The sequence below is a fragment of the Solitalea agri genome, assembly GCF_023914155.1.
Taxonomy (GTDB): Bacteria; Bacteroidota; Bacteroidia; order Sphingobacteriales; family Sphingobacteriaceae; genus Solitalea; species Solitalea agri.
Window position 1 is genome coordinate 23,424 of the sequence record NZ_JAMWYS010000035.1, and the last position, 26,599, is coordinate 50,022.

Here is a 26,599-nt window from a genome sequence, read left to right on the forward strand (position 1 = left end):
TTAGACTTTATCATACTTAAAAGCCTCTTGCAGTTGTGTAAGAGGCTTTTGTGTTTATTGTTGATTTTTCTCCCCAGTTTAAATGGTTAAATTGATGATATTCAGTAGATTTGAATTGAATCAACGCTTTCACCATGAAAAAACAATACCTACTCGCGCTCTTTTCCTTAATTGCTAACCTTAGTTTTGCGCAAACAGAGTTAAGCAAAGGGGCTGCTGTTTTATTCGGTAAGATTAAATCAGTGCTTACTGTGGCAGAAAAAAATCAGGTGTATGAGCTTTGTAAGCTGACTTTAAGTAATGATGGTAAAGGATTTCTGATTGACACCTATCCGGTTGATGTGTCGGTTTATCCAACTGATTTAAATAAAGATAATAAAGAAGATGTATTTGTTATTTTTAGTAGTACTTCACTTTTTGGCAATACCGGACAAAGCTTCAACTTGTTTTTAAAATCATCATTGGCGGGTTATAAAGCCGATCCTAATATGTCTGGTGGAATACCAGTCCTGCTTCCTTCCTATAATCAGGGGTATCCCGATATTGTAATTGGTGGTCCTGGTTTTAAGTTTCCACTGTATCGTTGGAATGGTAAGCAGTATGATTTATTAAAAACCATCTCCGACGATGAATTGCAAAAGCTGAAAACCACTGATGTAGAATCGGCAAGTAAAACCTATCAGCAGGGCCTTCCATAGCATTGCGAATTATTCCACGTTCTTAAAAATACGATCCCACCGTACCCCATCAAGAAGACTTCCCCGGTCATTACTCGACCAATAAATAAAAAGCGGTTTGCCAACTATATGATTTTCGGGTACAAATCCCCAGCTTCTTGAGTCGAGTGAATTATGACGGTTATCTCCCATCATAAAATAGTAGTTCATCCTAAATGTGTAAGAATCTGCCTTTTTACCATTTATATAGATATTTCCATTTTCGACTTTCAACTGATTTTCTTCATAATCTGAAATAATGTTTTTATAAACCGGTAGGTTTGCTAAGGTAAGTTTTACAGTTGTTCCTATCGAAGGGATAGTTAAAGGGCCATAATTGTCAATATTCCACTTGGTGTTTAAAGGTTGAAAAATATCATCTTCTCTTTTGTTTTCCGGTTGAAGTTGTTCTGTAATTGATTTTACTATCGGATTTTGTTTAAGCTGTTTGACCTGTGCTTTTGATAGAAACATGTAATACTGATTTTCGGCCACTATCAGCATATCATTATTAGCATTAGGGTCGGAACTAAACTCTCGAACCCCCAGTTCCTTTAAGAAATCATTGTTAAACATAGATCCATCAGTAGTAACTAAATAGCTCGACTGATCGTGCTCATGGAAGGGAGCTTGCTTGCCATTGATATAAAGTGTTCCCTGTTTTACCTCCAAAACATCATTCGGTATTGCTACACATCGTTTTACGTAATGTTCCTTCATGTCCACAGGACGAATATTACCTTTCGAATCTTTATCTACAGGCCAGTTAAATACTACAATTTCGCCACGATCTAAAGTTTCGGTGCCGGGTAAACGGTAATACCCAAGCTTAATCAATTCGCTGTAGGCATTATTGTTGGTAAATGGAAGAGTGTTATGCACCAAAGGCATTGCAATGGGAGTCATTGGGAGCCGCGGGCCAAAATTTAGTTTACTCACATACAAATGATCTCCAATCATGATATTTTTCTCCATGGAACCCGTAGGAACTGCAAAAAGTTGCATGAAAAAGGTGTGGACAATTCCTGCCATGACCAATGCAAATACAAAGGCGCCTAGCCATTCTTTCAGAATTGATTTTTTGGTTTCACTGCTTTGTTGCGCTTGGTAAATAACCTTGCAAAAAGTTTCATAGACCTTGTGTTTTCATAAATAACTTTATTTCATTGAGTTTATTGTACATACAAATTGATGTGAGCAGGCCAACATCGTATTTTAGCTTCAGATGATTACCTTTGAATACCATGAGAGAAATCTTAGATACTAAGCGTAAAGCTCTTAAAATAAATTTGAATGAGGCCATTTATGGCACATTTGCTGAAATTGGTGCTGGCCAGGAGGTGGCCCGCAACTTTTTTACTGCCGGTGCCGCATCAGGAACCGTGGCTAAAAGTATGTCGGCCTATGATATGGCTTTTAGTGACGCTATTTATGGTGCAGAAGATTCTGGGAGATATGTTTCACAATCGCGATTAGAAAAAATGCTTGATCATGAATATGATCTATTGCAGGAACGTTTAACAACCGAAAAATACCGTAAGCGTACTTTCTTTGCATTTGCCAATACTGTTACCACTCTTAATTATGCAAAAACCAACGAGGCTCATGGCTGGATAGGGCTTCGTTTTCAATTAGCGCCCAAAGGAGAAGCTAATGAAATATTGTTCCATATAAGGCTGCTTGACAGCGACGCCAGCTTACAGCAACGTGTTTTGGGTATGATTGGAGTTAATCTGGTGTATGCTGCCTATTATTACAGTAACGATCCCAAGGCAATGATTGAATCATTGGCAGATAACTTATCTGTTGGTTCAGTTGAAATAGACATGATAAGTGTTAAGGGCCCCGACTTTAAGCATTTCAATAACATTTTGCTGAATATGTTCCTGATCGCAAAAGGGTATTCGGCAGCAGCTATTTTTAGTCAAGATGGAGAAGTTTATCAGGCTAAGGATCTGCTTTATAAAAAAGATGTGATTCTTTACAGAAGACGCTACAATCAGAAAGCCCCTATTGATAAAGAAAAGCTTACCTCGGCAATCGAATACATCAAGAAAAACGAAAATATTAAGGACGAGAACCTAGTGGTACTAACGGAAATCACATTAAATGATACCATTAATGATGTGGAAGGAACTGTTAATCTCGATGAATTTGTAAAACGTGCTGAAGAATTAATAGCTCGTAAAAGAACGGTAATCATTTCCAATTTTAGCCGTCATAATTTGCTAGCCCAATATATAGCACGTTGCAAAGCCCGTAAGGTTACCATGCTGTTAAATATCGCGAACCTGGTAAACATCTTTGATGCATCCAATTTTGGGGAAGGTTATAGTGGTCAGCTGTTGAGTTATATCGGTAATTTATTCCGAAAGAATATTCAGGTTTATGCGTTTCCGCATTATTTAGAAAAAGAGCAGAAAATGATCACAACGGTAAATATGCCGACTTCACCCGAAGCCAAACCGTTGTTCGATTTTCTTATAGCCAACAGGTATATTATTGATGTGGTTGTTTAAATTATAAACGAAAGAAGCCTGAAAATTTACTTTCAGGCTTCTTATTAGCTGTGCTTTTGTATTAGATATTCCTCACGCCGCTTTCTGCACCACTCTTGAAAATGTTGGCACGATAACCGATCTTTTCAAAGTAATACTTGTCTAACCCTTCGGCAAACTCATCATATTTGGAAGCTTTTACTATTGCAATAGCGCAACCTCCGAAACCCGCTCCTGTCATCCGTGCTCCTAAAACATTAGGGTTTTTCTTGCAGTAGTCCACAACTGTATCCAGTTCAACACCAGTAACTTCATAAAGGTTTTTCAGAGAATCGTGTGATGCAAACATCAGTTGCCCAAAAGTCGACAGATCATCGGCCGCAAGTGCCTTAATTGATTGCTGAACACGTTCATTTTCGCTTACCACATGCTTAGCCCTTTTGGCAATGGTAAAGTTCTTGATCAGATCGAGGTGCGCTTCTAGTTCGACCGAGTTAATATCGCACAGGTGTTGAATCTTAAGTTCCTTTTGCAATTCGGCTAAAGCTGTACGGCATTCCGTAAAACGCTCATTATATTTTGAGTCGGCTAGTTTTCTTGGTTTATTAGTATTAACAATGGCCAAAACATAATCACCGAGTTTAAAAGGTACTGCGGTATATTCAACTGTATCACAATCTAGCTCCAGGGCTTTGTCTTTTTCACCAAATGCCACAGCAAACTGATCCATAATGCCACAGTTTACACCAATGAACTCATTTTCGGCACGCTTGGCAACCTTAACTATATCAAGTTTATCAATTCCAAGACTAAAAATCTGGTCGATTGCGTAAGCCGTTAATACTTCAATTGATGCGGAAGAAGATAGTCCGGAGCCTGTTGGCAGGTTACCATAGAATAAAAAGTCTAAGCCTTGCAATTTATGCTTCTCCGAAAGGTAGTTGATCACCCCTAATGGGTAATTAAACCAGTCTTTTCCTGTTTTTGTGTAAGTATTTGCTAAAATAATATCAGCTTTTTCTTCAAAATTTAAACTACGAAATCTGAACAACCCTTCATTATTCTTAGAAACCAATAAATGTGTTCCTAATGAAATGGCGCAGGGCAACACTTTTCCTCCATTATAATCAATATGCTCTCCAATAAGATTTACTCGTCCGGGACAGAAAAAATGGTATTCAGGTGTGTTTCCGTAAACTTTTTCGAATTCAAGTGTGAGATTATTTTTCATTTCTGATTAATTAGTTAGTTTAGGTTGCGAATCTAAAGTAGAAAAATTTTTCAAAATAAGGTATCATGCAAATTATACGTGAGGACTGTGGAGTTACCGTGAAAGGGCAACAGCTGGAATGCATAACACTTAAGAATGACCACGAAACGACATTAAAAATAACCAACTACGGAGGCATTATAATGTCTCTGATTTTTTTTGATAACGATCAGCAACCTATCGACATTGTGTTGGGCTTTGAAAAGGTCAGTGATTATTTTGCTAAAGAATATTTAGAAAATGACTACCCGTATTTTGGGGCGGTAATCGGTCGTTATGCCAATCGAATTAAAAACGGAAGATTTACGCTCGAAGGAGTGGATTATCAATTGGCGCAAACCTTAGGCAATGACTGCCTTCATGGAGGGGTTGAAGGTTTTGATAAAAAAGTATGGGAGGTACTTAGCGTTACTGAACAACCGATTCCGTCGGTAACTTTGCGTTATGTTAGTCCTGATGGAGAGGAGAATTTCCCTGGGAATCTTACTGTTTTACAAACATTTTCATTGACCAATGAAAATGAGGTGATAATTGAATTTGAATCAACCACCGACAAAACTACGGTGGTAAATCTTACACATCACGAATATTTTAACCTGAACGGAGGCTCTGGAACAATAGGGGATTATTTACTTAGCCTAAATTCATCTGCCTATCTGGAGCAGGACGATAGTATGGTTACGAACGGAAATTTAGTGAATGTTGAAGGTACCGCACATGATTTTAGAGTTGCGAAAACAATAAATCATAACTGGGATGAGCAACTTGGCTATGATCAGACTTTTGTAATTGATAAAGAAGCCGGTGAATTGGGCTTGGCAGCTAAAGCGCAATCAAATAAAACAGGAATTGAACTTGAAATTTTGACCACTGAACCTATCGTTCATCTTTATACAGCCGCATTTGTTCCGCAAACGAGAGGTAAACAAGGTCAAATGTATGGTCCTTTTTCGGCATTTTGCCTCGAAACCCAGGTTCACCCAAATGCACTAAATATTCCTTCGTTTCCAAACACTGTTTTAAAGCCGGGGGAAAAACAATACAGTAAAACAATTTATAAATTGAGAATCGTGGAATAAGTGGGTTGGAGTTTTGGCATATTTGGTAGTTATTGTTTAAATACAACTTATTGATATTAGGGATGTCTTATTTTCCCTAACTAGTTCAATCATTTCTGCCTCACATCTTAACTCTTTTTTGCAAGAGCGCTATTTGTATTAAAAGGCTTACTTGTTAAAAGCTGATTATGTAATCGGTAGTTGATGAGAGAGTCGATGTTCATTAGCTTAATTTTTTTAATACCCGATTAATATGATCTTTCAAATGTTGATTGAGCGATTGCGGCGATACGACCGTAGCCCGATCGGCAAAGGTGGAAAACCAACGGGTAAATATCTCCAATTGCGAAGTCAGAAAACTCATTTCTATCGAATCGTCATGTTCAACCTCATTTAAAAAACCATAGTAATATTTTACATCGGTTAAGTACCTGGCGGTTTGTTTATCAACAGTAATGATTACTTTTTCCAGATTCTCTTCACGGGTAAACTGTTCAAAATAAGCTTTTAATGTAGGATGGGAGGCATTAAACAACTCATCGGTGATTGTTATTTTCAGCATTCTGTCGGCTCTAAAATCGCGGTAATCATTTCGTAAACGACAATAGGCAATGGTATGCCAGTAGCCACTTGAATAAAATATACCCACAGGTTCGATCTTCCGGCTGGTTTTTTCAGTGGTGGCAAATGCACGATATTCCAATTGAATTACTTTCTTATCCGCAATGCTTTTCAAAAGGGTTTGCAAAGTATTGCCAAGAGAAGAGGCATGAAAAGGAGAGTGTTTGCGAAGTACTTCAATATGCTCTTCCATGTTTTCGAGTAGATCTTTTTCAGTAGATTTTAATACTGAACGAATCTTGAACATGGCCGATTTATAAATAGTGTCGGTAGAACTATCTGTAAATTTTTCAATCAGCTTTTCTGCTGTTAAGAAAGCAGTGGCTTCTTCCTTGGTGAACATTACCGGAGGTAAACGGTAACCATCAACAATGCTATAACCCACACCAGCTTCACCAATTATTGGAACGCCGGCTTCTTCCAATGTTTTTATATCGCGATAAACGGTCCGCAAACTAATACCAAACCGGTCGGCAATTTCTTGGGCCTTTACAATTTTTCGTGACTGAAGTTGAATGAGTATGGCAGAAATACGGTCGATTCGGTTCATAAAGCTAATTTATAAAGAAGCTTTGCTTTCAGGTTGATAAATGATTTCCGATTCTGTTTTTTTGATGTATTCCGAAGGCGTTATTCCTTGCGACTTTTTAAATGCCATATTAAAAGTGGCTTTTGAATTAAAGCCACAATTCAGGGCAATTCCCAATATAGAGAACTGATTGTTGGCTTTCAATTCAATTTGTTTTTTGAATTCATCAATTCGATATTCATTTATTAACTCAAAAAAATTCTTTCCAAACTCGGCATTAATCGTTTGTGAAAGTTGGTGGCGTTTTACAAACAGCGTTTCACATAAATCATTAATTGTCAAGTTCGAATTCAGATAAGGCTGTTGCTCTTTCATATAATGGATTAACGTTTCAGCAAGCAGCTTCTGGTCTGATTCTTCAAACCCGCTTTTTTGGTATTTTACTGTAGTTTCTGAAGCCTGAGCGAACGGTATTTCAGGTGTTGTACTCACTGTTTCGAGTTCCCTGAGTTCTTCGGTAGTTAATAAGGTTGGGTCTTGCAATAATCTAAACCCGATCCAGTATATTAAAGCTACTGCCAATAAAAAATGATAGGGATAGATCTCTGGAACATGCTTAACCTCATATTTTTTCAGGTAAAAAGTTGAAATAGATATGAAAATGATGCTTAGCATCGCCACAAGGAACTGCTTCAGCCATTGTAAATTCACCCTTCCCGGATCAGAATAAAAACCAATAAGCGCTCGCTTGTTCCTGTAAAATATAACCAATGCAATTAGTAGAAAGCTTACATGCATTAAATTGGTAAACTGGTTGATGAACCCAAAATCATCTTGCAGAACGCCTGATACATTCGACAGGTAAGCCATCTTTTCTGCTGCTGATTTTAAGTAATAGGGCAGCAGTACACATAAGTAAATCAAAAATGGTAGTAACAGCAACAAGTGTTTTTTGCTAAACCTGAAGTTTATACTCACAATACTTTGCGTAATAACAATGATCATGGGCCCATATAAAACAGGCAGTAACCAGGTTAATTTGCTTAAATGGGGGGCTTTTAAAAAGTTATTATCGAGTTCAATAACAATTAAAGAAAGATGGACCACTACTAGCAGGATGAAAAACGCCAGCAAGCGGTTGGGTAAATGATTGGTTTCTTTTTTTAGTAGCAGAATAATAAGAATTAAGCCCTGGATGATACCGGCAATTAAAACACCTGCGGCTAGTACGTTCATAGATCCTAAAATACAAGAAAAAAGGTATTAACTTGTCGGTAAAGACGACAACACCGGCTTAAACAACCAATTTTGATGAAAATTTACGAACATGAAGTGGATACGATTAATCTTTCTGATACAATTGGGTTGGGTTAGTATCAGCAATGCACAAACTGCCGACACCAGTTTAGGCACCTCGACTTTGCGCGAAGAATTGAAAATGATAATGACTACCCTAAAGGAAACACATCCGGGGATGAATGTGTTTGGCCAGCAAAAGGAATTCGTTAGTAACTATCACAAGGTCGACTCTCTGCTAGCATTAAAAGATCAAATCAGCAATATTCAATATTACCGTTTGGTGAACGAATGGTTGGTTAATCTTCAGGATGGCCATTTTAAGTTTCTTCCTCAGCATAAGAATTATCCATTCTATTTTAATGATACAAATGTTCTTCCCTTAATTGTAAGATTTGATGACAAGGGGCAGCTAATTGTTGCCAATATGGAGAATGCCCGGTACCGGGGGATGATCCTCTCGTGTATTAATGGACAAAAAGCCGAACATTTTATTCCACAGCTTTTAAAAAATATGATTGTTGACGGAAGAAGTGAAGCGGGAGCCTATAGTCAGCTGGAACAATATTTTAGCGCCTGGTATGCCGATTATATCGATAACCCCAATAGTTTTACTGTTGAGCTGACTGATGCGGAAAGCGGTGCTGTTCACTCGGTAAACCTTATAGGAATTAACTATGATAAATGGAAAGAACTGGATAAAAAGGTTGGTTTTTTATCTGCTCAACAGGCTTACACAATTATTCATGATTCAATAGCCATTTTGCGTATCCCAGGGTTTACTACTGATAAAAAAGAGATGAGAAAGTTCTTTGAATCAGCATTCACTGATTTTAAAGAATTGAAAATTAAGCATCTTTTAATTGATGTTCGCGGAAATGAGGGTGGCTATGATCGTTTAGGTAAGGACCTGTATAGCTACATTGCACTAGCCGACTTTGAATACTATAAACACATTGAAATCGTATTCAAAAAGTCATCGAAGTTTACATATAAGCAGCATATGTGGGTGCCAAAGTACTTATCGCTTTTAAAAATGTTTATAAAACCAAATGATAAGGGTACATACTATTTCACTAAGCATAATAATTTCGGTACCCACAAGCCACAAAAGAATGCTTTTAAAGGCAATATTTGGTTTTTGCAGGATGGACTAAGTTTTTCGGCAACCACCGAAATGCTTAGCAGGGCTAAAGCTGATAAGCGAGGACAATTTGCAGGAACCGAAACCGGAGGAAGTTATAAATATGATTGCAGCGGAACATTTGTGTTTCTTAACCTGCCTACCAGTAAATTCACGATTGGCATACCCATAGGCGAGTATCAAATGGCTGTGCCCGATGATAATCCGAGGGGCAGGGGAATAATGCCTGACTTGAAAGTTCTACCAACTGTAAATGATATTACTGAAAACAAGGATGTAGTGCTCGAAAAGGTCTTAAAGCAAATAGAAAGCAAAAGTTTAAAAGTTGTTGACAGCAGATAGCTTTGTAGGCTTTTTAGATTATTATCAGCAAATAAAAGCCAGCGGTCCGTATCGCTGGCTTAAGAGGGGGCTATAACCTAATATAGCCGGAAAACTAAACTATGTTGTATTGATTGAGCAAACCTGCATTACTTAAATGAAGATATGGTGAAGAATTAGTGTATAAATGAAACGGGAAATAACTAATTGCTAAGTCGGATAACTGTAGCCACGATTTCATAAAACAGTTTTTTGTTGTTAAATTATAGGTTAAACAACTATCCAATAATCACCATGAAAAGGGGCCTATTCGTTTTAATTCTTTTCGTTGTATCAGTTACAAAAGTGTTTTCACAAATAGAATACAACCGCTTTAGCGTTGAGGGGCTTGGCGGAATTACAATGGCATTTACTGATGCATCAAATAATAATATCAGTTATATGTTTGGCGGGGCATTTCATTATAACACTTCACCATTTAGCTTCTTTTCGTTAGATATACAATCTGGGCAATTAAAAGGGGGATTAGAGGGAAACAAGAGGCAGTTCGCCAACAGTTATTCATCCTATTCGGCGACATATAATTTGGGCTTAGGCGATTTATTAAATATTAGCGCCAATACGCTGCACCGCAAAACGAACGACCTCTATTTTGGTGCAGGGGTAACATTAATAAAAAATAATGTTAAGGAAGTAGTGCCTTTTGAATACAGTACCAGCGATGGTACCTTTACCGAAGGTGTAAATTTTAAGGGCACCGAATTTGTGTTTCCGCTTCAAGTGGGACTTAATGTTAAGTATCGTACAAAAACCGAGAAAACACCTTTTGCAGTCAATCTTCATTATCAATTTAATTTATCATTCAGTGATTCGCTCGATGGCTATGAAGGGTCTCCGGGTAATAAGAAAAATGATTTGTACAGTACCATTTGGTTGGGCGTAAAATATTTCTTTGGTCCTACATCTATTTACTATCGCACACCACGATAGGGTTTCGTAAAATTTAACCTTTTGAAAATCTTCAAGTAAAAAGCCAAATGTATTTTGGTTTTTGTGCTTGGTAAAAACTCTGTGTAGTTTTACCTGCTTTGTGTCATTCGCTTAAATACACAAACCCGTCACTTATGACTAATCAAACCAACCCACAACAACTTGTTTTTACATTAAATCGCCATCCCCAATTTGGGTTTTTAGTGGAACCATATTTGGTTCAACTCGATGCGGATGGTGGTTATGGCTATAGTTATCGTGGGATCGCCTCTAAAAATTTGTCGCAGTTTTTTTCGGAAGCGGATCAACAGGATAAGGAACTTGCTCTGTTATCAGAGACTATGAATCCTATGGAAGTGTTTAAAAAGTTTAAGGATAAAGACGCCAAAAACCTGCAGCAGTTCATTACAAAATACTATGAGGTAGGCAAAACCAATAAGTTGCTCGATCCTGTTAGAACGCACGTTCGCCAGCATCTCGACCGTTTACGCTTAAAGTTTTTAGAGTTGGCCAAGCACAAAGCAGTTTGTTTGTTTACTAAAGAGGGTCCCCCCATGTGGCCCAAGCTAAGCTTTTCAGGTAATAAAGCGGAAATTAACTATTCGTTTAAACGCAATGACGAAGGGCTTTCATATTCTTTAAATGTTACTAGTTGTCAAAAAACGCTTGATTTAAGTTTAGCGCAAACGTATCTGTTCAGCCTTGAACCAACGGTTTTGCTGCATCAAAATACATTCTATTATTTCGATGAAAATGTTGATGGTAGAAAGCTTCAGCCCTTTTTAAGTAAATCATCTATTTCAATTCCTAAGGAAAAGGAGCAAGAATATTTTGAACAGTTTGTAATGAAGGTGATCAGTGCGGGCGATATAGCAGCTGAAGGGTTTGATGTGGTCCATTCCTCAATGGTTCCGGAAGTTCTGCTGCAGTTAACCGAAGAAACAAATCAGGTTCAGCAAAACTTATTTGAACAAAGTTCTGCTGTTATCTTAGATTCTAAAATGGTATTTGAACTTTACTTTAATTATGAGCGTTTTCAGTTTAGAGCTGGTTTAGGTGGAAATACTGTGAAACTGGATTACAATGAAACCCTGCCGGTATTTTATAAGGTAAAGCGTAATGAGTCATTTGAAAAGGAACTGATTAGTTGGTTTGCCAAGCGAGGACTAACATTAGGCGCTCAAAAGCTGGCACTTTCAAAAGATAAAGCATTTGATTGGATCGATAAGTATAATGCTGAATTGCTCGAACGAAACATTCGTTTGCAACAACCTCAGAACATGAAGGCTGGTGCTAAAAAGTATTTTCTGGGCGAATCGGTTATCAATTTATCAATTAATGAGAGCCGTGATTGGTTTGAGGTAAAAGCCCTGGTTCGTTTTGGTGAATACGAGATAGCATTTAGAAAAATATATAACCTGATTGTAAGTGGTAAAACGGAGTTCGCATTACCAAATGGTGAAATCGCTGTTATCCCCGAAAAATGGATTGAGCATTATTCAGGTTTAATGAACTTTATGCAGGAAGATGAGCAGGAGCGGATTATTCTTCAGAAACATCATTATGCATTAGTAAAAGAGATGCAGCATAATGAATTGCTTCAGGCTGATTTAAATGAGCGTTTGGAGAAATTGCTCGATCTTACTCAAATTGATGACTACCCAATGCCGCAACAGTTTAAAGGCGAGCTGCGACCTTATCAAAAGGCAGGTTATAATTGGATGCGATTCTTAAATGAGTATGGTTTGGGAGGATGTTTGGCTGATGATATGGGCTTGGGGAAAACGGTTCAAACTTTGGCTTTGTTGCAAAGCGTAAAGGAAAATTCAGACCAGCATGTGTCGTTATTGGTATTGCCAAAATCATTGATTTATAACTGGCATTTGGAGGCTTATAAGTTTGCCCCTGAGCTTAAGATTTTATTGCATGCTGGTAACGAACGCTCCAAAACCAACAAGCGTTTTGCTTCTTATGACCTTGTGATCACCTCTTATCCGATACTTTTAAGAGACATTGAGCTGTTCGAGTCGTTTTACTTTAATTACATTGTTTTAGATGAGGCTCAAGCCATCAAAAATCCTTCATCGGCAGTAACAAAAGCTGTAAGTTCTTTAAAATCAAAACATAAGCTGGTATTAAGCGGTACGCCAGTGGAGAACTCAACGATGGATTTATGGTCCCAGATGAACTTTATAAACCCTGGTTTGCTGGGTTCGCAGACTTTTTTCAAGCAAAATTTCCTTCAGGCAATTGAGAAACGTGGTGATGAACAAAAAGCGCGGAAGCTACAAGGCATGATCAGTCCGTTTATTCTACGCCGATTGAAAACGCAGGTGGCTACTGAACTTCCGGAGAAAACGATCAACATACATTATGTGGAGATGAGCGAAGAGCAGCAAAATGCCTACGAAAAAATTAAAGCTGATTGCCGGAAAATGGTGTTTGACAGCATTGATGAAGTGGGCTTCGACAAATCGAAATTTATGCTGTTAAAGGGGTTGATGAAATTGAGACAAATGGCCAATCATCCGCTTTTGGCTGATGCCGGCTATGAAGGCGATTCGGGTAAGTTGGAAGAAGTAAAAGAAATGCTGTTGAATGTAACCAGTGAAGGTAACAAAGTGCTGGTGTTTAGTTCTTTTGTTCAGCATTTGCAACTGGTCAAAGAATTCTTGGTAAAGGAAAAAATTGCGTTTTCCTATCTCGATGGCCAAACAAACGACCGTCAATACCAGGTCGACCGTTTCCAAAACGATGATTCTGTAAAGGTGTTCCTTATCTCATTAAAAGCCGGAGGAACCGGTTTGAACCTTACAAAAGCGGGTTATGTATTCTTGCTTGATCCTTGGTGGAACCCTGCTGCAGAAGCGCAGGCAATTGACCGCGCTCACCGTATCGGTCAGAAAAATCAGGTGATGGTTTATAAGTTCATCACCCGCGATACAGTAGAGGAAAAGATTTTGGATTTGCAGCAAAGCAAAACCCAGCTTTCAGATTCATTGATAGTGGCTGAAGATCAATTTATAAAACAATTGGACGCAACCATTGTAAAGGATTTATTGTTGTAGTTTTTAAACCCGATTAGTGTGAATGATCAAGTCTTTTTTTAAAATCTCCAGCCTGATTATAGTACTAGGCATGACCGCTTGTAGCAGTCCTCGGCTCGATTTGACTGGGATGCCAACTTGGGGTCAGCTTAAAGCCAATACGGAGTTTAAGTTTGATTGCAAATCCAAAATTGAAAACAGCCATTTAACGGAAATATCAGGAGTGGTGAACGGATATGCTAATCCCGGGTTTTTATACGTTCAGGAAGACAGTTTTAGTCCGAATAGGGTTTACATTCTTGATACTATCGGCCATTATTATGGCTCTTTAAATATTAGGGGTTGTCGTAATTTCGATTGGGAAGATCTGGCCATTGGTCCGGGGCCGGAAAATGGCAAAAACTATATTTATATTGGTGATATTGGGGATAACCTTAAAGTGAGAAATACAATATTTGTGTTTCGATTTGAAGAACCAGATTTGACAAAGGTTGATTTCCCTGTTCAGATGCAGATAAAAAAAGCGGCAAGATTTCGACTGAAATATCCGAAAGGCCGGTTTAATGCCGAAACCATTCTATTAGACCCTATTTCCAAAGATATTTTTGTGATCACTAAAGGTGAGCAGGCTGGAGTTTTTAAGGCCGAATATCCTCAAAGTACCAAAAGGGCCGCTAAACTAAAATACATGGGAGCTTTACCAATTCAAATGGCAGCCGGAGGCAGTATTTCAGCCAATGGAACCGAGATCGCTATTAAGAACTATACCCATATTTATTATTGGAAACGACAGTTGAATGAACCGATTGATCAGGCATTAAAACGAACTCCTGAACTACTTCCATATATGGTAGAGCCTCAGGGCGAAGCCATAAGTTTTACTAAAGATGGTCGTGGCTACTATACAATAAGCGAGGTGCAAAAAAATTCGGGTTTAGGCCCGATGCTATATTTTTATAAAAGGAAATGATCCTTTAATCTTCTTCAAAAATCTCGATCACGCGGCCAATCTGCCCGTCTTCTAATCGCACTTTAATTCCTCGATGGTGAAATGGCGCCTTTGTTAACAGGTCCTTAACAAAGCCTCGGGTTCTTTCTCCACTCCGCTGGTCCTTCTTTAAAATAATGTCTACTTCCAATCCCGGATAAATATCGCTTCTGGTTTTGCCGTCCATTTTTAAATCAATTTAAGGTCAAAGATAGCTATTCTGTCTTAAGCGCAAGCTTTCAATGATTTCAAATTAAAATTTATCTGGTCTTATGGATTTTAAATGCAGCCTGCATCTTAATAGAAAATCGATTCACTATGAAAGCACGTATCAATCTTCTTCTGCTGGTTTTGTTAGTTGTTATGAATGCCTGCAGCCAGCCAAAAGTAATTCAGGGTCGGATAAAGGCCGCTGATACAGGAGCGCCGTTAAAAAATGCGGAGATCGTTTTAAAAGGAACTACGATCAAGTCGCACAGTAATTCTAGGGGCGTTTTCAATATCCATTTAACTGATTCGAACAATGTGCTGATCATTTCTGCTAAAGGATATGAGTCTAAAGAAATAAAACTCAACGACTCCGATCCTTTCCAGGTAATGTTGGTTCCCAAAGGGCAAGTGATGTACGATGTTAATATGCCGGTTAAGGAAGAAAAACTCCTGGAAGAAGATAAAACAATGATACGGGCATCGGAGGATATAGTAGTGCCACAAATGAATGAATCATTTGCTATGGCTCCGGCAGCATCTTTTAATACCGAAGATTATTCGGCTTTAAAAGAAAACGGATTTAAGCAAGTGTCAAAAGCACCGCTTTCAACTTTCTCAACTGATGTTGATCGGGCCTCTTATACAAATGTTCGTCGTTTTATAAACATGGGGCAAATGCCACCTATTGATGCTGTTAGAGTCGAAGAAATGATTAATTATTTCGATTATGATTATGCTCAGCCCACCGGTAATGAGCCGGTTGTTATACATACCGAAGTAGCCGTTTGTCCTTGGAATAACCTCCATAAACTGGCCCGCATAGGCGTTCAGGCAAAACGCTTGGAGACTAAAAATCTGCCTGCATCTAACATTGTATTTCTGATTGATGTTTCTGGATCGATGGAAGATCCGAATAAACTTCCATTGGTGAAATCAGCTTTCAAACTTTTAACGGATCAGCTTCGTGCAAATGACAAAGTAGCCATAGTGGTGTATGCAGGAGCTGCTGGGGTTGTACTGCCTTCTACAAAGGGCGACGAGAAAACGACTATAAAAGATGCACTCAATCAATTGGAAGCAGGCGGTTCAACAGCGGGAGGAGAAGGTATTGAACTCGCTTATAAAATCGCTACCCAAAACTTTATAACCAATGGTAACAACCGAGTAATTATAGCTACCGACGGCGATTTTAATGTAGGGGCATCAAGCGATGGTGAGTTGCAGCGATTAATTGAAGAGAAAAGAAAAAGCGGAGTGTTCCTTTCGGTTTTAGGCTTTGGAATGGGTAACTATAAAGACAATAAACTTGAACTTTTAGCTGATAAGGGAAATGGTAACTATGCCTATATCGATAATTTTTCTGAAGCCAAACGGGTGTTTGTAAATGAGTTTGGCGGGACCTTGTTTACACTGGCTAAGGATGTAAAGCTTCAGGTAGAATTTAATCCTGCTACTGTTCAATCCTATCGTTTGGTGGGTTATGAGAACAGGTTATTAAATGATGAAGATTTTAATGATGATAAAGTAGATGCCGGTGAAATAGGCAGCGGACAAACCGTTACTGCTCTATATGAAATTATTCCCGTTGCCATTAAGAGTCCGTTTCTACCTGCTTCCATTGATCCATTAAAATATCAAAACGAGCGTTCTTCTGGCCCGGTGAATACCAATGAATTGATGACGGTTAAATTGAGATATAAAGAATTTGTAGATAGTAGCAGTAAACTGATTAATGTAGTGGCAATTAACTCGAATGGAGCTATTGAAACAGCTAGTGTAAGTTTTCGTTTTGCAGTGGCTGTAGCAGAGTTTGGAATGTTGCTTCGCAATTCGGTTTATAAAAATCAATCAAATTATGAGCAAGTGGTCGCTCTTGCTTCAACCTCGCTTCAAAACGATCCTGAAGGATATAAACATGAGTTTGTAAAACTGGTTAAAACGGCAAAAGCCTTAAGTCAAGTCAGCGATAAAAATGTAGTTGGAAGCATTAGACCTTCCATAACCCCAATTATTAGATAATAACTGCAGCATGAAAATAAAAACTATGGTAAAACAGGTAGGCGCCCATCCACCTCCCTTTGGGGTGGTGTAACACTACCTATCTGCTTGTTTGCCGGGTCAAACAAAACGATGAGAATTTATAGAGCTTGTTCAAAACCCCGGGTTAAACGCCCGGGGTTTGGTGTTCTATTATTTCCAGCCTCCGCCCAATGAACGATAAAGCTCAACAATAAGGCTTAATCGTTGGCGCTGAATGTCAGCAAGATTTAATTCTCCTTGTAAAGCAGATCCCTGTGCTATTAACACCTCCAGGTAATTGGCCATCCCACTATTGAACAAAAGCTTGGAGTTTTTTATGGCTAGCTTTAATGTTTCCACCCGTGTTTTCTCAAGGGTTTCCTGTTCCTTGATTTTGTCAATTCCAACCAAGGCATCTGAAACTTCTCCAACAGCAAACAATACTGATCGCCTAAAGTCCAGTGCCGACTGATCTCGTTCTATTTTAGAAATTTCATATTGTGTTCGTAATTGTTTTCTTAAAAAGATAGGCTGAGTGAGTCCTCCCGCTGCAGTAGCAAACAATGAACCTGGGATATTGAACCAATTGCTGGCCTGAAAAGTATTTAATCCACCCGAAGCTGAAATAGTTAAGGATGGATACATTTCAGCCTTGGTTACTCCTACACGGGCATTTGCTGCAACCAATGCTAATTCACTCGATTTAACATCAGGGCGGTTACTTAGTAAGTTAGCTGGTACGCCCGAATTATACTGATCAGGTAAATCAATTAAGAAAATGCTTTGTCTGCGTTGAATCACTTTTGGCATTTCACCAGTTAATATGCTAAGTGCATTCTCTTGTACAGCAATACTTTCTTCGAGTTGAGGAATTAGTAAGGCGGAGTTTAAGCGTTGTGCTTCGGTTTGCTGAATGGCAAGAGATGTTACTTGTCCGGCATCGTATTGTAAACGAACGATAGTAAGTGTACTGTCATTTAAAGCAACGTTGTTTTTAGCAATTCGAAGTTGTTCATCAAACATAAGCAAATTAAAATAGCCTTGAGCAACGCTGGCAACTACCTGCGTTTGAACAGCCTTTGCCGCTTCTTCAGTTTGCAGGTAATTAGCTAAGGCAGCTTCTTTTTGGGATCGAATTTTTCCCCAGATATCGGCTTCCCACGAAAGGTTCAATGCAGCCTGATAATCTTTTACATATTTAGAACCTAAGAACTGCCCGGCACTTATTCCACTTAAACTGTTATCCGAAGGACGATTTATAGATGCTCCAATTTGAGCCGATAGTTCAGGAATATTACCAAGCTTTGCTTGACTTAAAATCCGTTGAGCGCTTTCAATATTTTTAATAGCTATTTGAAGACTGATATTATTATGTATGGCGCTGTCAATCAATGTGATCAGCTCCTGATCTTTAAATAATGATCGCCACTCTAACGAACCAATTGATGAGGCTGTATCTGCTACGGCTGTTGTATGCTCCCTGAATTGTTCGGGCATGTGTTGCTCAGGACGGGCGTATTTCTCACTAATTCTGCAGGAATTTATCACTACTGCAAAGGCGGTGAGCAACACACAGAGCTGAACTTTATATTTAAAGTTTGTCATAGTTGTTTGATTAAAATTTAACGTAATGCCGGTTCTTCTTTTTCTTCGTCATCAAACTTATTGATGTAGGCCTTCCCGGTAATTTTTTCCTGAATAAACTGGAATACAATAAACAATACCGGAATGATGAATAAACCTAATACAACGCCTGCTAGCATACCACCAGCGGCACTAATACTTATGGAATGATTACCAATGGCCGATGGTCCGGTAGCGCGCATCAATGGAATTAAGCCCACCACAAAAGCTATGGAAGTCATAATAATTGGACGTAAGCGTAGCTGTGCAGCCTCAATGGCCGAACCCATTAAGCTCATACCCGCCCTGCGTCGCTGAATAGCATATTCCACAATTAGGATCGCGTTTTTTGCTAGCAAACCGATGAGCATGATAAGTCCCACTTGTACGTAAATATTATTTTGGATACCTGTTAAGTTGATGGCCACAAATACACCAAGCATACCGGTAGGGATAGAAAGAATTACAGCAAGAGGTACGATATAGCTTTCGTACTGGGCACAGAGTAAGAAATAAACAAATAATACGCACAGTGAAAAAATAAGCACCGATTGCCCTCCAGAGTTTTTTTCTTCTTTACTCATACCGGTCCATTCAAAAGAGTAACCTCTCGGAAGCTTTCGGGACGCAACTTCTTCAACTCTGTTTAATGCATCTCCGGTACTAAAGCCTGGTTTTGGCATTATGTTAACCGTAATGGAGTTGAACATGTTGTAGCGATCCAATGATTCTGGCCCGTAAACACGTTTTAGTTTAGCAATCGTATTCAGGGGAACCATTTCGTCTTTGTCATTCTTAACGAACGCATTTGTTAATGATCCTTCAGTTTGACGATACGGAGCATCAGCCTGCATCATTACCCGGTAATATTTCCCAAAACGATTAAAATCTGAAGCCATCATACCTCCATAGAAAGCCTGCATCACTGCCATCAGGTCTTTTACATTTACACCCAGTTGTTTTGCTTTTACCTGGTCAACTTCTAATTCAAATTGAGGATAATCATTTTTAAAAGTAGTATATGCAACAGCGATCTCTTTTTGCTGCATCAGCTCCATATTAAACGCAAAAGCTGTTTGAGAAAATTTATTCAAATCGCCCCCGGTTCTATCTTGCAGCACCATTTCCAATCCATCAACATTCCCGAAACCGGGTACTGTTGGAAAAGTAAATACAAAGCAAGAAGCTTCCTTAATTTGGGAAAGTTGCTGGTTCATGAGTCCAACAATTCCGTTTATATCACTTACCTCTCCACGGTCTTTCATGTCCCGAAGATTGGCAAAGGCCATTCCGAACGAAGGGCTTGCGGAGTTGCTTAATAAGTTAAATCCACTTATCGCAATCACATCACTAACCGCAGGGATGGCTCTCAAAACGCTATCGGCTTTTTTCAAAACTTCATTGGTTCGTTCCAGAGATGAGCCGGCAGGCAGGGCAATCGCTACTGCCGCAAAACCGTTGTCTTCATTCGGAATAAATCCTTTTGGAGTGGAGATCATAAACCAGATAGTGGCGATTGTAATTATAGCAAGTCCGCCTAGGGAGATCCATTTATGACGAATCAGGAACTGCAAACTCTTAACATATTTAGTCGTCATGGCGCCAAACCCGGCATTAAAAGCCGAGAAAAACCTACCTGAAAAGTTCTGTTTATGTTGAACACCATTGCCATCAGCATGTACATTCTTTAGAAATAAAGCTGATAGGGCAGGACTAAGCGTTAAGGCATTTACTGCGGAAATAAGAATTGCAATAGCCAGTGTAAAAGCAAACTGTCGGTAGAAAACGCCTGTTGGTCCGGTGAAGAATCCAACGGGTAAAAACACCGCCGACATAACCAGGGTAATGGAAACGATGGCGCCTGAGATCTCACTCATGGCAGCAAAAGTGGCTTTTCGTGCGGGCCAATGGGTTTGTTCCATTTTTACGTGTACTGCCTCCACTACAACTATGGCATCATCCACCACAATACCTATCGCAAGTACGAGGGCAAAAAGGGTAAGAAGGTTGATCGAAAATCCGAAAAGCAGCATGAAAAAGAATGTTCCAATAATAGCTACGGGAACAGCAATGGCGGGAATCAGCGTTGATCTGAAATCTTGCAAAAACAAGAACACCACTAAAAATACAAGGATGAAAGCTTCAATCAATGTGCTTTTTACTTGTGAAATCGACTCATCTAATTGTTCCTTCGTGCTGTAAATGGTATCGTAATGAACTCCTTTCGGAAATGCTTTGGCAGCCTTTGCAATCAATTCATTGATTTGCGTTTGAACTTCATTCGCGTTTGATCCGGCAGTTTGAAAAATTGCCACCATCGTGCTTTGGCGACCATTATTAAGTGTATTACCCGAATAACTGCTTGATCCAAATTCTACTCTAGCAACATCTTTTAAGCGCAATATTGATCCATCATTATTTGATCGAATAACGATGTTCTCATAGTCGAGCGGCTGGCTTAACTTTCCTTTGTACTTGATAACGTATTCAAAAGATTCTTTGCTGCCTTCACCAAATTTACCAGGTGCCGCCTCCAAATTTTGATCCTGAATGGCATCTAAAACTTCCTTAGGAGATAGTTTATATGAGGCTAACTGTTGTGGATTCAGCCAGATACGCATTGAATAATCCTTATTTCCAAAAATGATGGCCTGACCTACACCCGGAACACGTTTAATTTCGGGGATGATATTGATCTTGCCATAGTTTTGTAAAAAGGTTTCGTCATAAAGTTTATCGTTATCAGAATATAAACTGATAAGCATAATGAAACTATTCAATTGTTTTACAGTTGTAATTCCCGATTGAACTACCTCAACAGGCAACTGATTGGTTACCCCGGAAACACGATTTTGTACGTTTACGGCAGCCTCATCCGCATTAGTTCCAAGTTTAAAAAACACGCTGACAGAAACCGATCCATCATTACTGGCGGTCGACTTAATGTAAGTCATATTTTCAACGCCGTTGATCGCTTCTTCGAGCGGGATTACTACTGAACGCAATACAGTTTCGGCATTGGCGCCCGGGTAACTAGCTGTTACCTGCACACTTGGTGGGGCTATATCAGGAAACTGAGTAATAGGTAAGGTATATAAACCGATGGCGCCGAGCATCACTAATATCACCGATATCACTGTTGCCAGAACGGGCCGTTCTATGAATTTCTTTAACATGTAACTAAATTTTAAGCGACAAAAGAGCGGTTAATGCAACTGTGTAACTATTTCATCGAAAGCTGAACTTTCAAGGTGCTATCAGCATTCATTGGTTTGGGAACGATCTTCATTCCGTCTTGCAAATTGCCAATTCCGGTAAACACAACTTTATCGCCTTGTTTAATTCCCGAAGTAACAACGTAGGTTGTGCCGCTCTTCCCGGAAACAGTGATAGGGGTTGCTTTCACCTTGTTGCTGTCAGCCAGCAAGTAAACAAAGATCTTATCCTGCATTTCAACGGTCGATTCCTGGGGAACTACTAATGCCTCATTTACCGTTTGAACAAGTCTTATTTTTCCCGTATTGCCGGAGCGAAGAATACCTCCACTATTTGGGAATGTTGCTCTTAAACTGATCGATCCGGTGGCTTTATCGAACTGGCCTTCACCCATCTGAACTTTCCCTTTTTGTGGATATTCACTGCCATCGGCTAAAATCAGGGTTACACCCGGTACATTACGCAGTTTTTCTTCCAATGTATTTCCTTGGTAACGCTCTTTGAAACGCATGAAATCAGCTTCGCCAACAGAAAAATAACCATAGATCTCACTCACATCAGTTAAAACAGTTAATGGCTCGGTGGTGGTTTTGCCAACTAAGCTTCCTACACGTTGAGTAAGTCTACCGATATAACCACTTACCGGCGCGGTAATGGTTGAGTAACCAACATTTATTTGCGCCGAGGCCACCATTGCTTTTGCCGACTCCACATTGGCTTTGGCTGTTTGATAGCTGGCCTTGGCTGTTTTGAGCTGAACTTCGGAAACCACCTTGTTCTGAACAAGTGGAGTAAGCTTGTCGATTTCTAATTGCGCATTAGAAAGATTAGCCTCAGCTGAATGTAAAGCGGCAGTTGCTGTGTTCACCTGTTCCCGGTAAACCCGGTCATCAATCTTAAATAAAGGCTGGCCTGCTTTTACAAATTGCCCTTCATCCACGTATACTTTTTGGAGATATCCATCTACCTGTGGTCTTACCTCTACATTTACTTTACCTTGGAGTGAAGTGGTAAACTCGGTAAAAGTAGTAGCGGTAGTAGGAGTTATAGTTAGCACTGGTAATTGCTGTGGCGGCATTTCTTGCTGCTGATCTTGTTGCCCGGAAGATTTACAGCTAAAAAGCAAAATCCCTCCAAGTAAAACCATTGAAGAGAGAAGGACTGCTTTTGATATTTTTATATCCATAAGTTATACGTAGTTTATAGTTTATATATAGTTAGAATGAGATGTTTTGATATATGATTGTTGTCGAGTATTAACAAGAGTTCATAGAAAAAGTTTACTTTCTTTAGTGTATGCTTTTTTGAAGTTACAAAAAGCCTACAATAGCAATAGGCTTTTCAAAAATTATGGGCGAAAAGGAATAAAAAAGTTACTTAATTAGATATTAAGGCAATTGCGAAATTAATAATAGGTGATTTATTGGTAGGTTAAATGAGAAAACCGGAAATCAAGACTGTTTTGTATCAATCTCAACTTCCGGTTTTCAGTTTTAAGTAAAAAGAGTCTTATCCGAACATATTTCCAAAGAAACCTCCTAGGCCTCCGGAAGCCATCTTCAGCATATTTTTATCAATACCTATAAATGCAGCAAAACCATCCAGATCAGCTGAGTTGCCTGATTCTTTAAATTTCTCTACGATCTTTTCAACTGCAAAAGGAATAGTAAAGTCGGTGATTTTTTGAGCTTGAGCACCATCCATGCCCATTCGAGAGGTAAAACTTTCTACAAGGCCTGTTGAAAGAGTGCCCATAATTGGGTTGCTGGCATCGGCTGCGACATTGCCGGTTAATAGTTCAATTACTTCATTTAATTTGCCACCGAAAACTTGTTTTTTAATGGTGTCAACTAACGATCCGCTTACACATTTTAATGTAGGTTCAACCTGAGCAGCGTCCAAACCCAATACGGATTGAGCTTTCTCAGCAAATTCACCTTTTATCGCATTTACAATTGGTTCAAACATCTTTGTATGATTAATATTTTAAGGGCTGAAAGTATAAATTTTTCAGAAATAAACTATGCATGCATTGAGCTAAAAACTTGCACCCCATCTTTGAAAGTTCATGTCTGTTGGATTTAAAACCAACCGCTTTTTTTTCTTCTTGTTGAAGTTGAAAGTCCTAAAACACCTAACAAGCCGCGAGTGACTTCCTTAATAATTGTTTGGCCTGCTCGGCTGTTTATCGCTTCCTCAATCATACTTGGCTCTTCAGCTGCTTTTTTCTGCTCTTTGGCTTCTTGATTAGCCTGCTCCGCCGCTTGCTGCTGATTTCTAGCTTGTTCCAGTTTTTTTGTTAAAATTTCAAAAGCGCTTTCACGATCAAGGGATTCATTATATTCCCTTGCCAAACTAGATTTATCTACTAAGGCATCCATTTCAATTGGCGACAAAATGTCCATTCTTGATTGAGGAGGAGCAATAAGTGTATGTGCCAGCGGGGTTGGAATACCTTTTTCGTTTAGAACGGTTACAAGCGCTTCGCCGATACCCATTTGGGTTAAAATGTCTTCAGTCTTGTAGAACTCTGTTTCCGGATAGTTCTCGGCAGTAAGTTTAATGGCTTTACGATCAACCGCTGTAAAAGCACGCAAAGCATGTTGAATTTTCATCCCTAATTGTCCAAGTATTTCGTTAGGGACATCGGTAGGGTTTTGGGTGACGAAAAATAGTCCTACACCTTTCGAGCGAATGAGTTTAACCATGGTGGTTATCTGGTCAAGCAAGGCTTTGCTCGCTTGATCAAAAATCAAATGCGCCTCATCAATAAAGATGATAAGTTCTGGCATGTCGGCATCGCCTCGTTCAGGGAATTTCTCATAAATTTCAGCAAGTAAGCACAGCATAAAAGTTGAGAACAAGCGGGGTTTGCTTTGCAGATCAACCAGACGAATGATGTTTACGTATCCTCGTCCGTTATCATCTTTGCGTAAAAGATCTTCTACATCAAACGATTTCTCTCCAAAGAATTTGTCAGCGCCTTGTTCTTCTAAAGCAATTAACTGACGCAAGATTGTACCGACAGAAGCAGGGCTTACCGCACCATAAGTGGCTTCAATTTCTTCTTTTCCTTCGGCTGTTACATATTGAAGCACTTTACGAAGATCCTTAATATCTAGCAGTGGAAGGCTTTTGTCATCAGCATATTTGAAAACCAAGGATAATACACCAGACTGGGTATCATTTAAGTCGAGAATACGTGACAACAAAACAGGGCCAAATTCAGAGATGGTTGCGCGAAGCTTAACACCTTTTTCGTCTGAAATTGACATTAATTCGGTTGAGGCACCTTGTGGTTTCCATTCAATTCCAATTTTTTGTGATCGCTCAGTTGCTTTAGGATTGGCCTCTCCCGGTTGACTAATTCCGCTTAAGTCGCCTTTTATGTCCATTGCCAAAATAGAAACACCTTTGTCGGTCAGTTTCTCACAAATAACCTGAAGAGTTTTTGTTTTGCCCGTACCCGTTGCCCCGGCAATTAGTCCATGACGATTAAAGGTTTTCAATGGAGCCTTTACCTGGTTGTTTTCCAGTATTTCTCCATCTAAAATAGAAGTTCCTAAAATAATGCTGTCGCCGGAAAAGGTATATCCGGTGCTAATAACTTCGCGAAATTTTTCTTTATTATCCATCAGGAAAACGTATTATTAACTGGTTGTTTAAATTGTTAAGCAGTTAAATTTACATGAATTTATGTGACAAAAAAACCTACTTATCTTGATGAATAGAATTAAAATAATATCCACTTTGCTATTAGTTGGAGTGGCCCAGCTGGGCTTTTCTCAACAAGTAGCTATTCAGATTTTTAAACCGGATACCTCAACAAGTATCAGGGCGATAGCGGTGCCTAACGATTCAACAGTTTGGTTTGGCGGAAGCAAAGGCAAATATGGTTTCACAAATGATAATGATAATAGTTGGACAGTTGTTCAAAAAGATAATGACTTAAGGAATACCGAATTCAGGAGTATTGCAGCCTTACCTTCAGGAGCTGTTTTTATGGCGAATATTGGGTCGCCCGGGTACATACTTCAATTAAATGATGATGGGTTTAGCTGGCAGCAACGGTATAAAAATGAAACCAAAGATCAGTTCTTCGACGCTTTAGTTTTCGTGTCGAATGAAGTTGGTTATGCTTTGGGCGATCCACAGAGTGGATGTGTTCAATTATTGAAAACCAACAATGCCGGTAAAAACTGGAATCCGGTAAATTGTAGTGATTTGCCAGCTCTTGAAAGTGGCGAAGCATTTTTTGCATCTTCGAATACTTCAATGGATGCTATAGGTAAATATATTTGGATTGCAACAGGAGGCCCTAAAGCTCGTGTGATTTATTCTGATAATAGCGGAGCTTCATGGACGCTGTTTAAAACTCCAATTCAACAAGGTTTAAAAATGACCGGGATCTTTTCACTTGATATGTATAATGAGAAGATCGGCGTTGTTGCCGGAGGCGATTACGACAATAAAGCTGAAACAAAAAACACCATTGCTTTTACCAAAGACGGAGGACGTACTTGGCAAGTAAAATCCAATCAGCTGCCTTTTGTTTCATGTGTTCAATTTATTCCAGGGTCAAAAGGCAAAAGACTATTAGCAGCTTGTTTGCCTGGTGTTTATTATTCAAATAATGCCGGACTTACCTGGATGAAAATAAGTGATGAAAGTTTTTATACTTTCAGAATAGCCCCATCAGGCAGAACTGCTTGGTTTGCAGGAGTGAAAGGGGTGATAGGCAAAATGAATTTATCAGAAATAGGGGCAAACAACTAAGTTAAAATTTTCCTTTTTTCAGAGGGTCGAGAAGGTACTCTAATCCATTGAGTTTAATTTCATAGATGGTATGCAGAAGCATTCCGAGTTTGCCTGTTGGAAAGCCTTTTGAATGGTACCAAACCAAGTAAGGCTCCGGTAAATTACATATTAAAACACCTTTGTATTTGCCATAGGGCATTTTTAGGGTGGTGAGTTCTTTAAGTATTTCGGCGTTCAAACTAACTGATGATATTTATTGCGAAGATAAAAGGATAAGCCGCATATCAACAAACAA

The 26,599-nt window shown here is 39.1% G+C and carries 20 protein-coding genes; 9 read left to right on the plus strand and 11 right to left on the minus strand.

Features of this window, described 5'->3' with window-relative positions:
• The first annotated feature begins 134 nt into the window (after positions 1-134).
• Positions 135-698 carry a hypothetical protein gene (locus NF867_RS10445; RefSeq protein ID WP_252587807.1) on the plus strand — a complete coding sequence of 188 codons (564 nt, stop codon included), beginning with the start codon at positions 135-137 and terminating at the stop codon, positions 696-698.
• 9 nt (positions 699-707) lie between these two features.
• On the opposite strand, the gene lepB is transcribed toward NF867_RS10445, so the two are convergent.
• A complete protein-coding gene (gene lepB, locus NF867_RS10450) occupies positions 708-1,829 on the minus strand; it encodes a signal peptidase I (protein WP_341870044.1) in 1,122 nt (373 codons plus the stop codon).
• 131 nt (positions 1,830-1,960) lie between these two features.
• Between lepB and NF867_RS10455 the strand changes: the two genes are divergently transcribed.
• Positions 1,961-3,235 (plus strand): nicotinamide mononucleotide adenylyltransferase, encoded by a 1,275-nt coding sequence (locus tag NF867_RS10455; RefSeq protein WP_252587810.1) that lies wholly within the window; start codon positions 1,961-1,963, stop codon positions 3,233-3,235.
• 61 nt (positions 3,236-3,296) lie between these two features.
• Here the strand turns inward: NF867_RS10455 and NF867_RS10460 are convergent, their stop codons facing one another.
• A complete protein-coding gene (locus NF867_RS10460; RefSeq protein WP_252587811.1) occupies positions 3,297-4,445 on the minus strand; it encodes a galactokinase in 1,149 nt (382 codons plus the stop codon).
• Between the two features lie 65 nt (positions 4,446-4,510).
• Between NF867_RS10460 and NF867_RS10465 the strand changes: the two genes are divergently transcribed.
• Entirely contained in the window at positions 4,511-5,563 is a 1,053-nt protein-coding gene (locus NF867_RS10465; protein WP_252587812.1) for an aldose epimerase family protein, read from the plus strand.
• A 202-nt stretch (positions 5,564-5,765) separates the two neighbouring features.
• On the opposite strand, the gene NF867_RS10470 is transcribed toward NF867_RS10465, so the two are convergent.
• Both NF867_RS10470 and NF867_RS10475 read right to left on the minus strand, forming a co-directional pair.
• A complete protein-coding gene (locus NF867_RS10470; RefSeq protein ID WP_252587814.1) occupies positions 5,766-6,713 on the minus strand; it encodes a helix-turn-helix transcriptional regulator in 948 nt (315 codons plus the stop codon).
• A 9-nt stretch (positions 6,714-6,722) separates the two neighbouring features.
• On the minus strand, positions 6,723-7,928 hold the full coding sequence (locus NF867_RS10475; protein WP_252587815.1) for a helix-turn-helix domain-containing protein: 1,206 nt from the start codon (positions 7,926-7,928) through the stop codon (positions 6,723-6,725).
• 91 nt (positions 7,929-8,019) lie between these two features.
• Here NF867_RS10475 and NF867_RS10480 point away from each other — a divergent pair, with 91 nt between their 5' ends.
• The 4 genes from NF867_RS10480 to NF867_RS10495 all read left to right on the plus strand — a co-directional run bounded on the left by NF867_RS10480 (position 8,020) and on the right by NF867_RS10495 (position 14,460).
• Entirely contained in the window at positions 8,020-9,474 is a 1,455-nt protein-coding gene (locus NF867_RS10480; protein ID WP_252587816.1) for a S41 family peptidase, read from the plus strand.
• A 273-nt stretch (positions 9,475-9,747) separates the two neighbouring features.
• Positions 9,748-10,443 carry a hypothetical protein gene (locus tag NF867_RS10485; RefSeq protein WP_252587817.1) on the plus strand — a complete coding sequence of 232 codons (696 nt, stop codon included), beginning with the start codon at positions 9,748-9,750 and terminating at the stop codon, positions 10,441-10,443.
• A 134-nt stretch (positions 10,444-10,577) separates the two neighbouring features.
• Positions 10,578-13,511 carry a DEAD/DEAH box helicase gene (locus NF867_RS10490; RefSeq protein ID WP_252587819.1) on the plus strand — a complete coding sequence of 978 codons (2,934 nt, stop codon included), beginning with the start codon at positions 10,578-10,580 and terminating at the stop codon, positions 13,509-13,511.
• A gap of 22 nt (positions 13,512-13,533) precedes the next feature.
• The gene (locus NF867_RS10495; RefSeq protein ID WP_252587820.1) at positions 13,534-14,460 is read left to right on the plus strand and encodes a hypothetical protein; all 927 of its coding nucleotides are present in this window, start codon (positions 13,534-13,536) and stop codon (positions 14,458-14,460) included.
• Positions 14,461-14,464: 4 nt separating this feature from the next.
• On the opposite strand, the gene NF867_RS10500 is transcribed toward NF867_RS10495, so the two are convergent.
• Positions 14,465-14,665, minus strand: a complete 201-nt coding sequence (locus NF867_RS10500; RefSeq protein ID WP_103788634.1) for a YwbE family protein — start codon at positions 14,663-14,665, stop codon at positions 14,465-14,467.
• Between the two features lie 131 nt (positions 14,666-14,796).
• Here NF867_RS10500 and NF867_RS10505 point away from each other — a divergent pair, with 131 nt between their 5' ends.
• Positions 14,797-16,707 carry a YfbK domain-containing protein gene (locus tag NF867_RS10505; protein ID WP_252587821.1) on the plus strand — a complete coding sequence of 637 codons (1,911 nt, stop codon included), beginning with the start codon at positions 14,797-14,799 and terminating at the stop codon, positions 16,705-16,707.
• Positions 16,708-16,878: 171 nt separating this feature from the next.
• On the opposite strand, the gene NF867_RS10510 is transcribed toward NF867_RS10505, so the two are convergent.
• The 5 genes from NF867_RS10510 to NF867_RS10530 form a co-directional block, all read right to left on the minus strand.
• The gene (locus tag NF867_RS10510; RefSeq protein ID WP_252587822.1) at positions 16,879-18,312 is read right to left on the minus strand and encodes an efflux transporter outer membrane subunit; all 1,434 of its coding nucleotides are present in this window, start codon (positions 18,310-18,312) and stop codon (positions 16,879-16,881) included.
• A 17-nt stretch (positions 18,313-18,329) separates the two neighbouring features.
• Positions 18,330-21,506, minus strand: coding sequence for an efflux RND transporter permease subunit (locus tag NF867_RS10515; RefSeq protein ID WP_252587824.1), 3,177 nt, complete (start codon positions 21,504-21,506; stop codon positions 18,330-18,332).
• 47 nt (positions 21,507-21,553) lie between these two features.
• Positions 21,554-22,732 (minus strand): efflux RND transporter periplasmic adaptor subunit, encoded by a 1,179-nt coding sequence (locus NF867_RS10520; protein ID WP_252587826.1) that lies wholly within the window; start codon positions 22,730-22,732, stop codon positions 21,554-21,556.
• Between the two features lie 323 nt (positions 22,733-23,055).
• Complete coding sequence (locus NF867_RS10525; protein ID WP_252587827.1) at positions 23,056-23,514, minus strand: hypothetical protein; 459 nt, start codon at positions 23,512-23,514, stop codon at positions 23,056-23,058.
• Between the two features lie 113 nt (positions 23,515-23,627).
• Positions 23,628-25,181, minus strand: coding sequence for a helicase HerA-like domain-containing protein (locus tag NF867_RS10530; RefSeq protein WP_252587828.1), 1,554 nt, complete (start codon positions 25,179-25,181; stop codon positions 23,628-23,630).
• An 88-nt stretch (positions 25,182-25,269) separates the two neighbouring features.
• Between NF867_RS10530 and NF867_RS10535 the strand changes: the two genes are divergently transcribed.
• Positions 25,270-26,322, plus strand: coding sequence for a WD40/YVTN/BNR-like repeat-containing protein (locus NF867_RS10535; protein WP_252587829.1), 1,053 nt, complete (start codon positions 25,270-25,272; stop codon positions 26,320-26,322).
• Between the two features lies 1 nt (position 26,323).
• Here NF867_RS10535 and NF867_RS10540 read toward each other — a convergent pair whose 3' ends face one another.
• A complete protein-coding gene (locus tag NF867_RS10540; protein WP_252587830.1) occupies positions 26,324-26,542 on the minus strand; it encodes a DUF3820 family protein in 219 nt (72 codons plus the stop codon).
• Positions 26,543-26,599 lie beyond the last annotated feature (57 nt).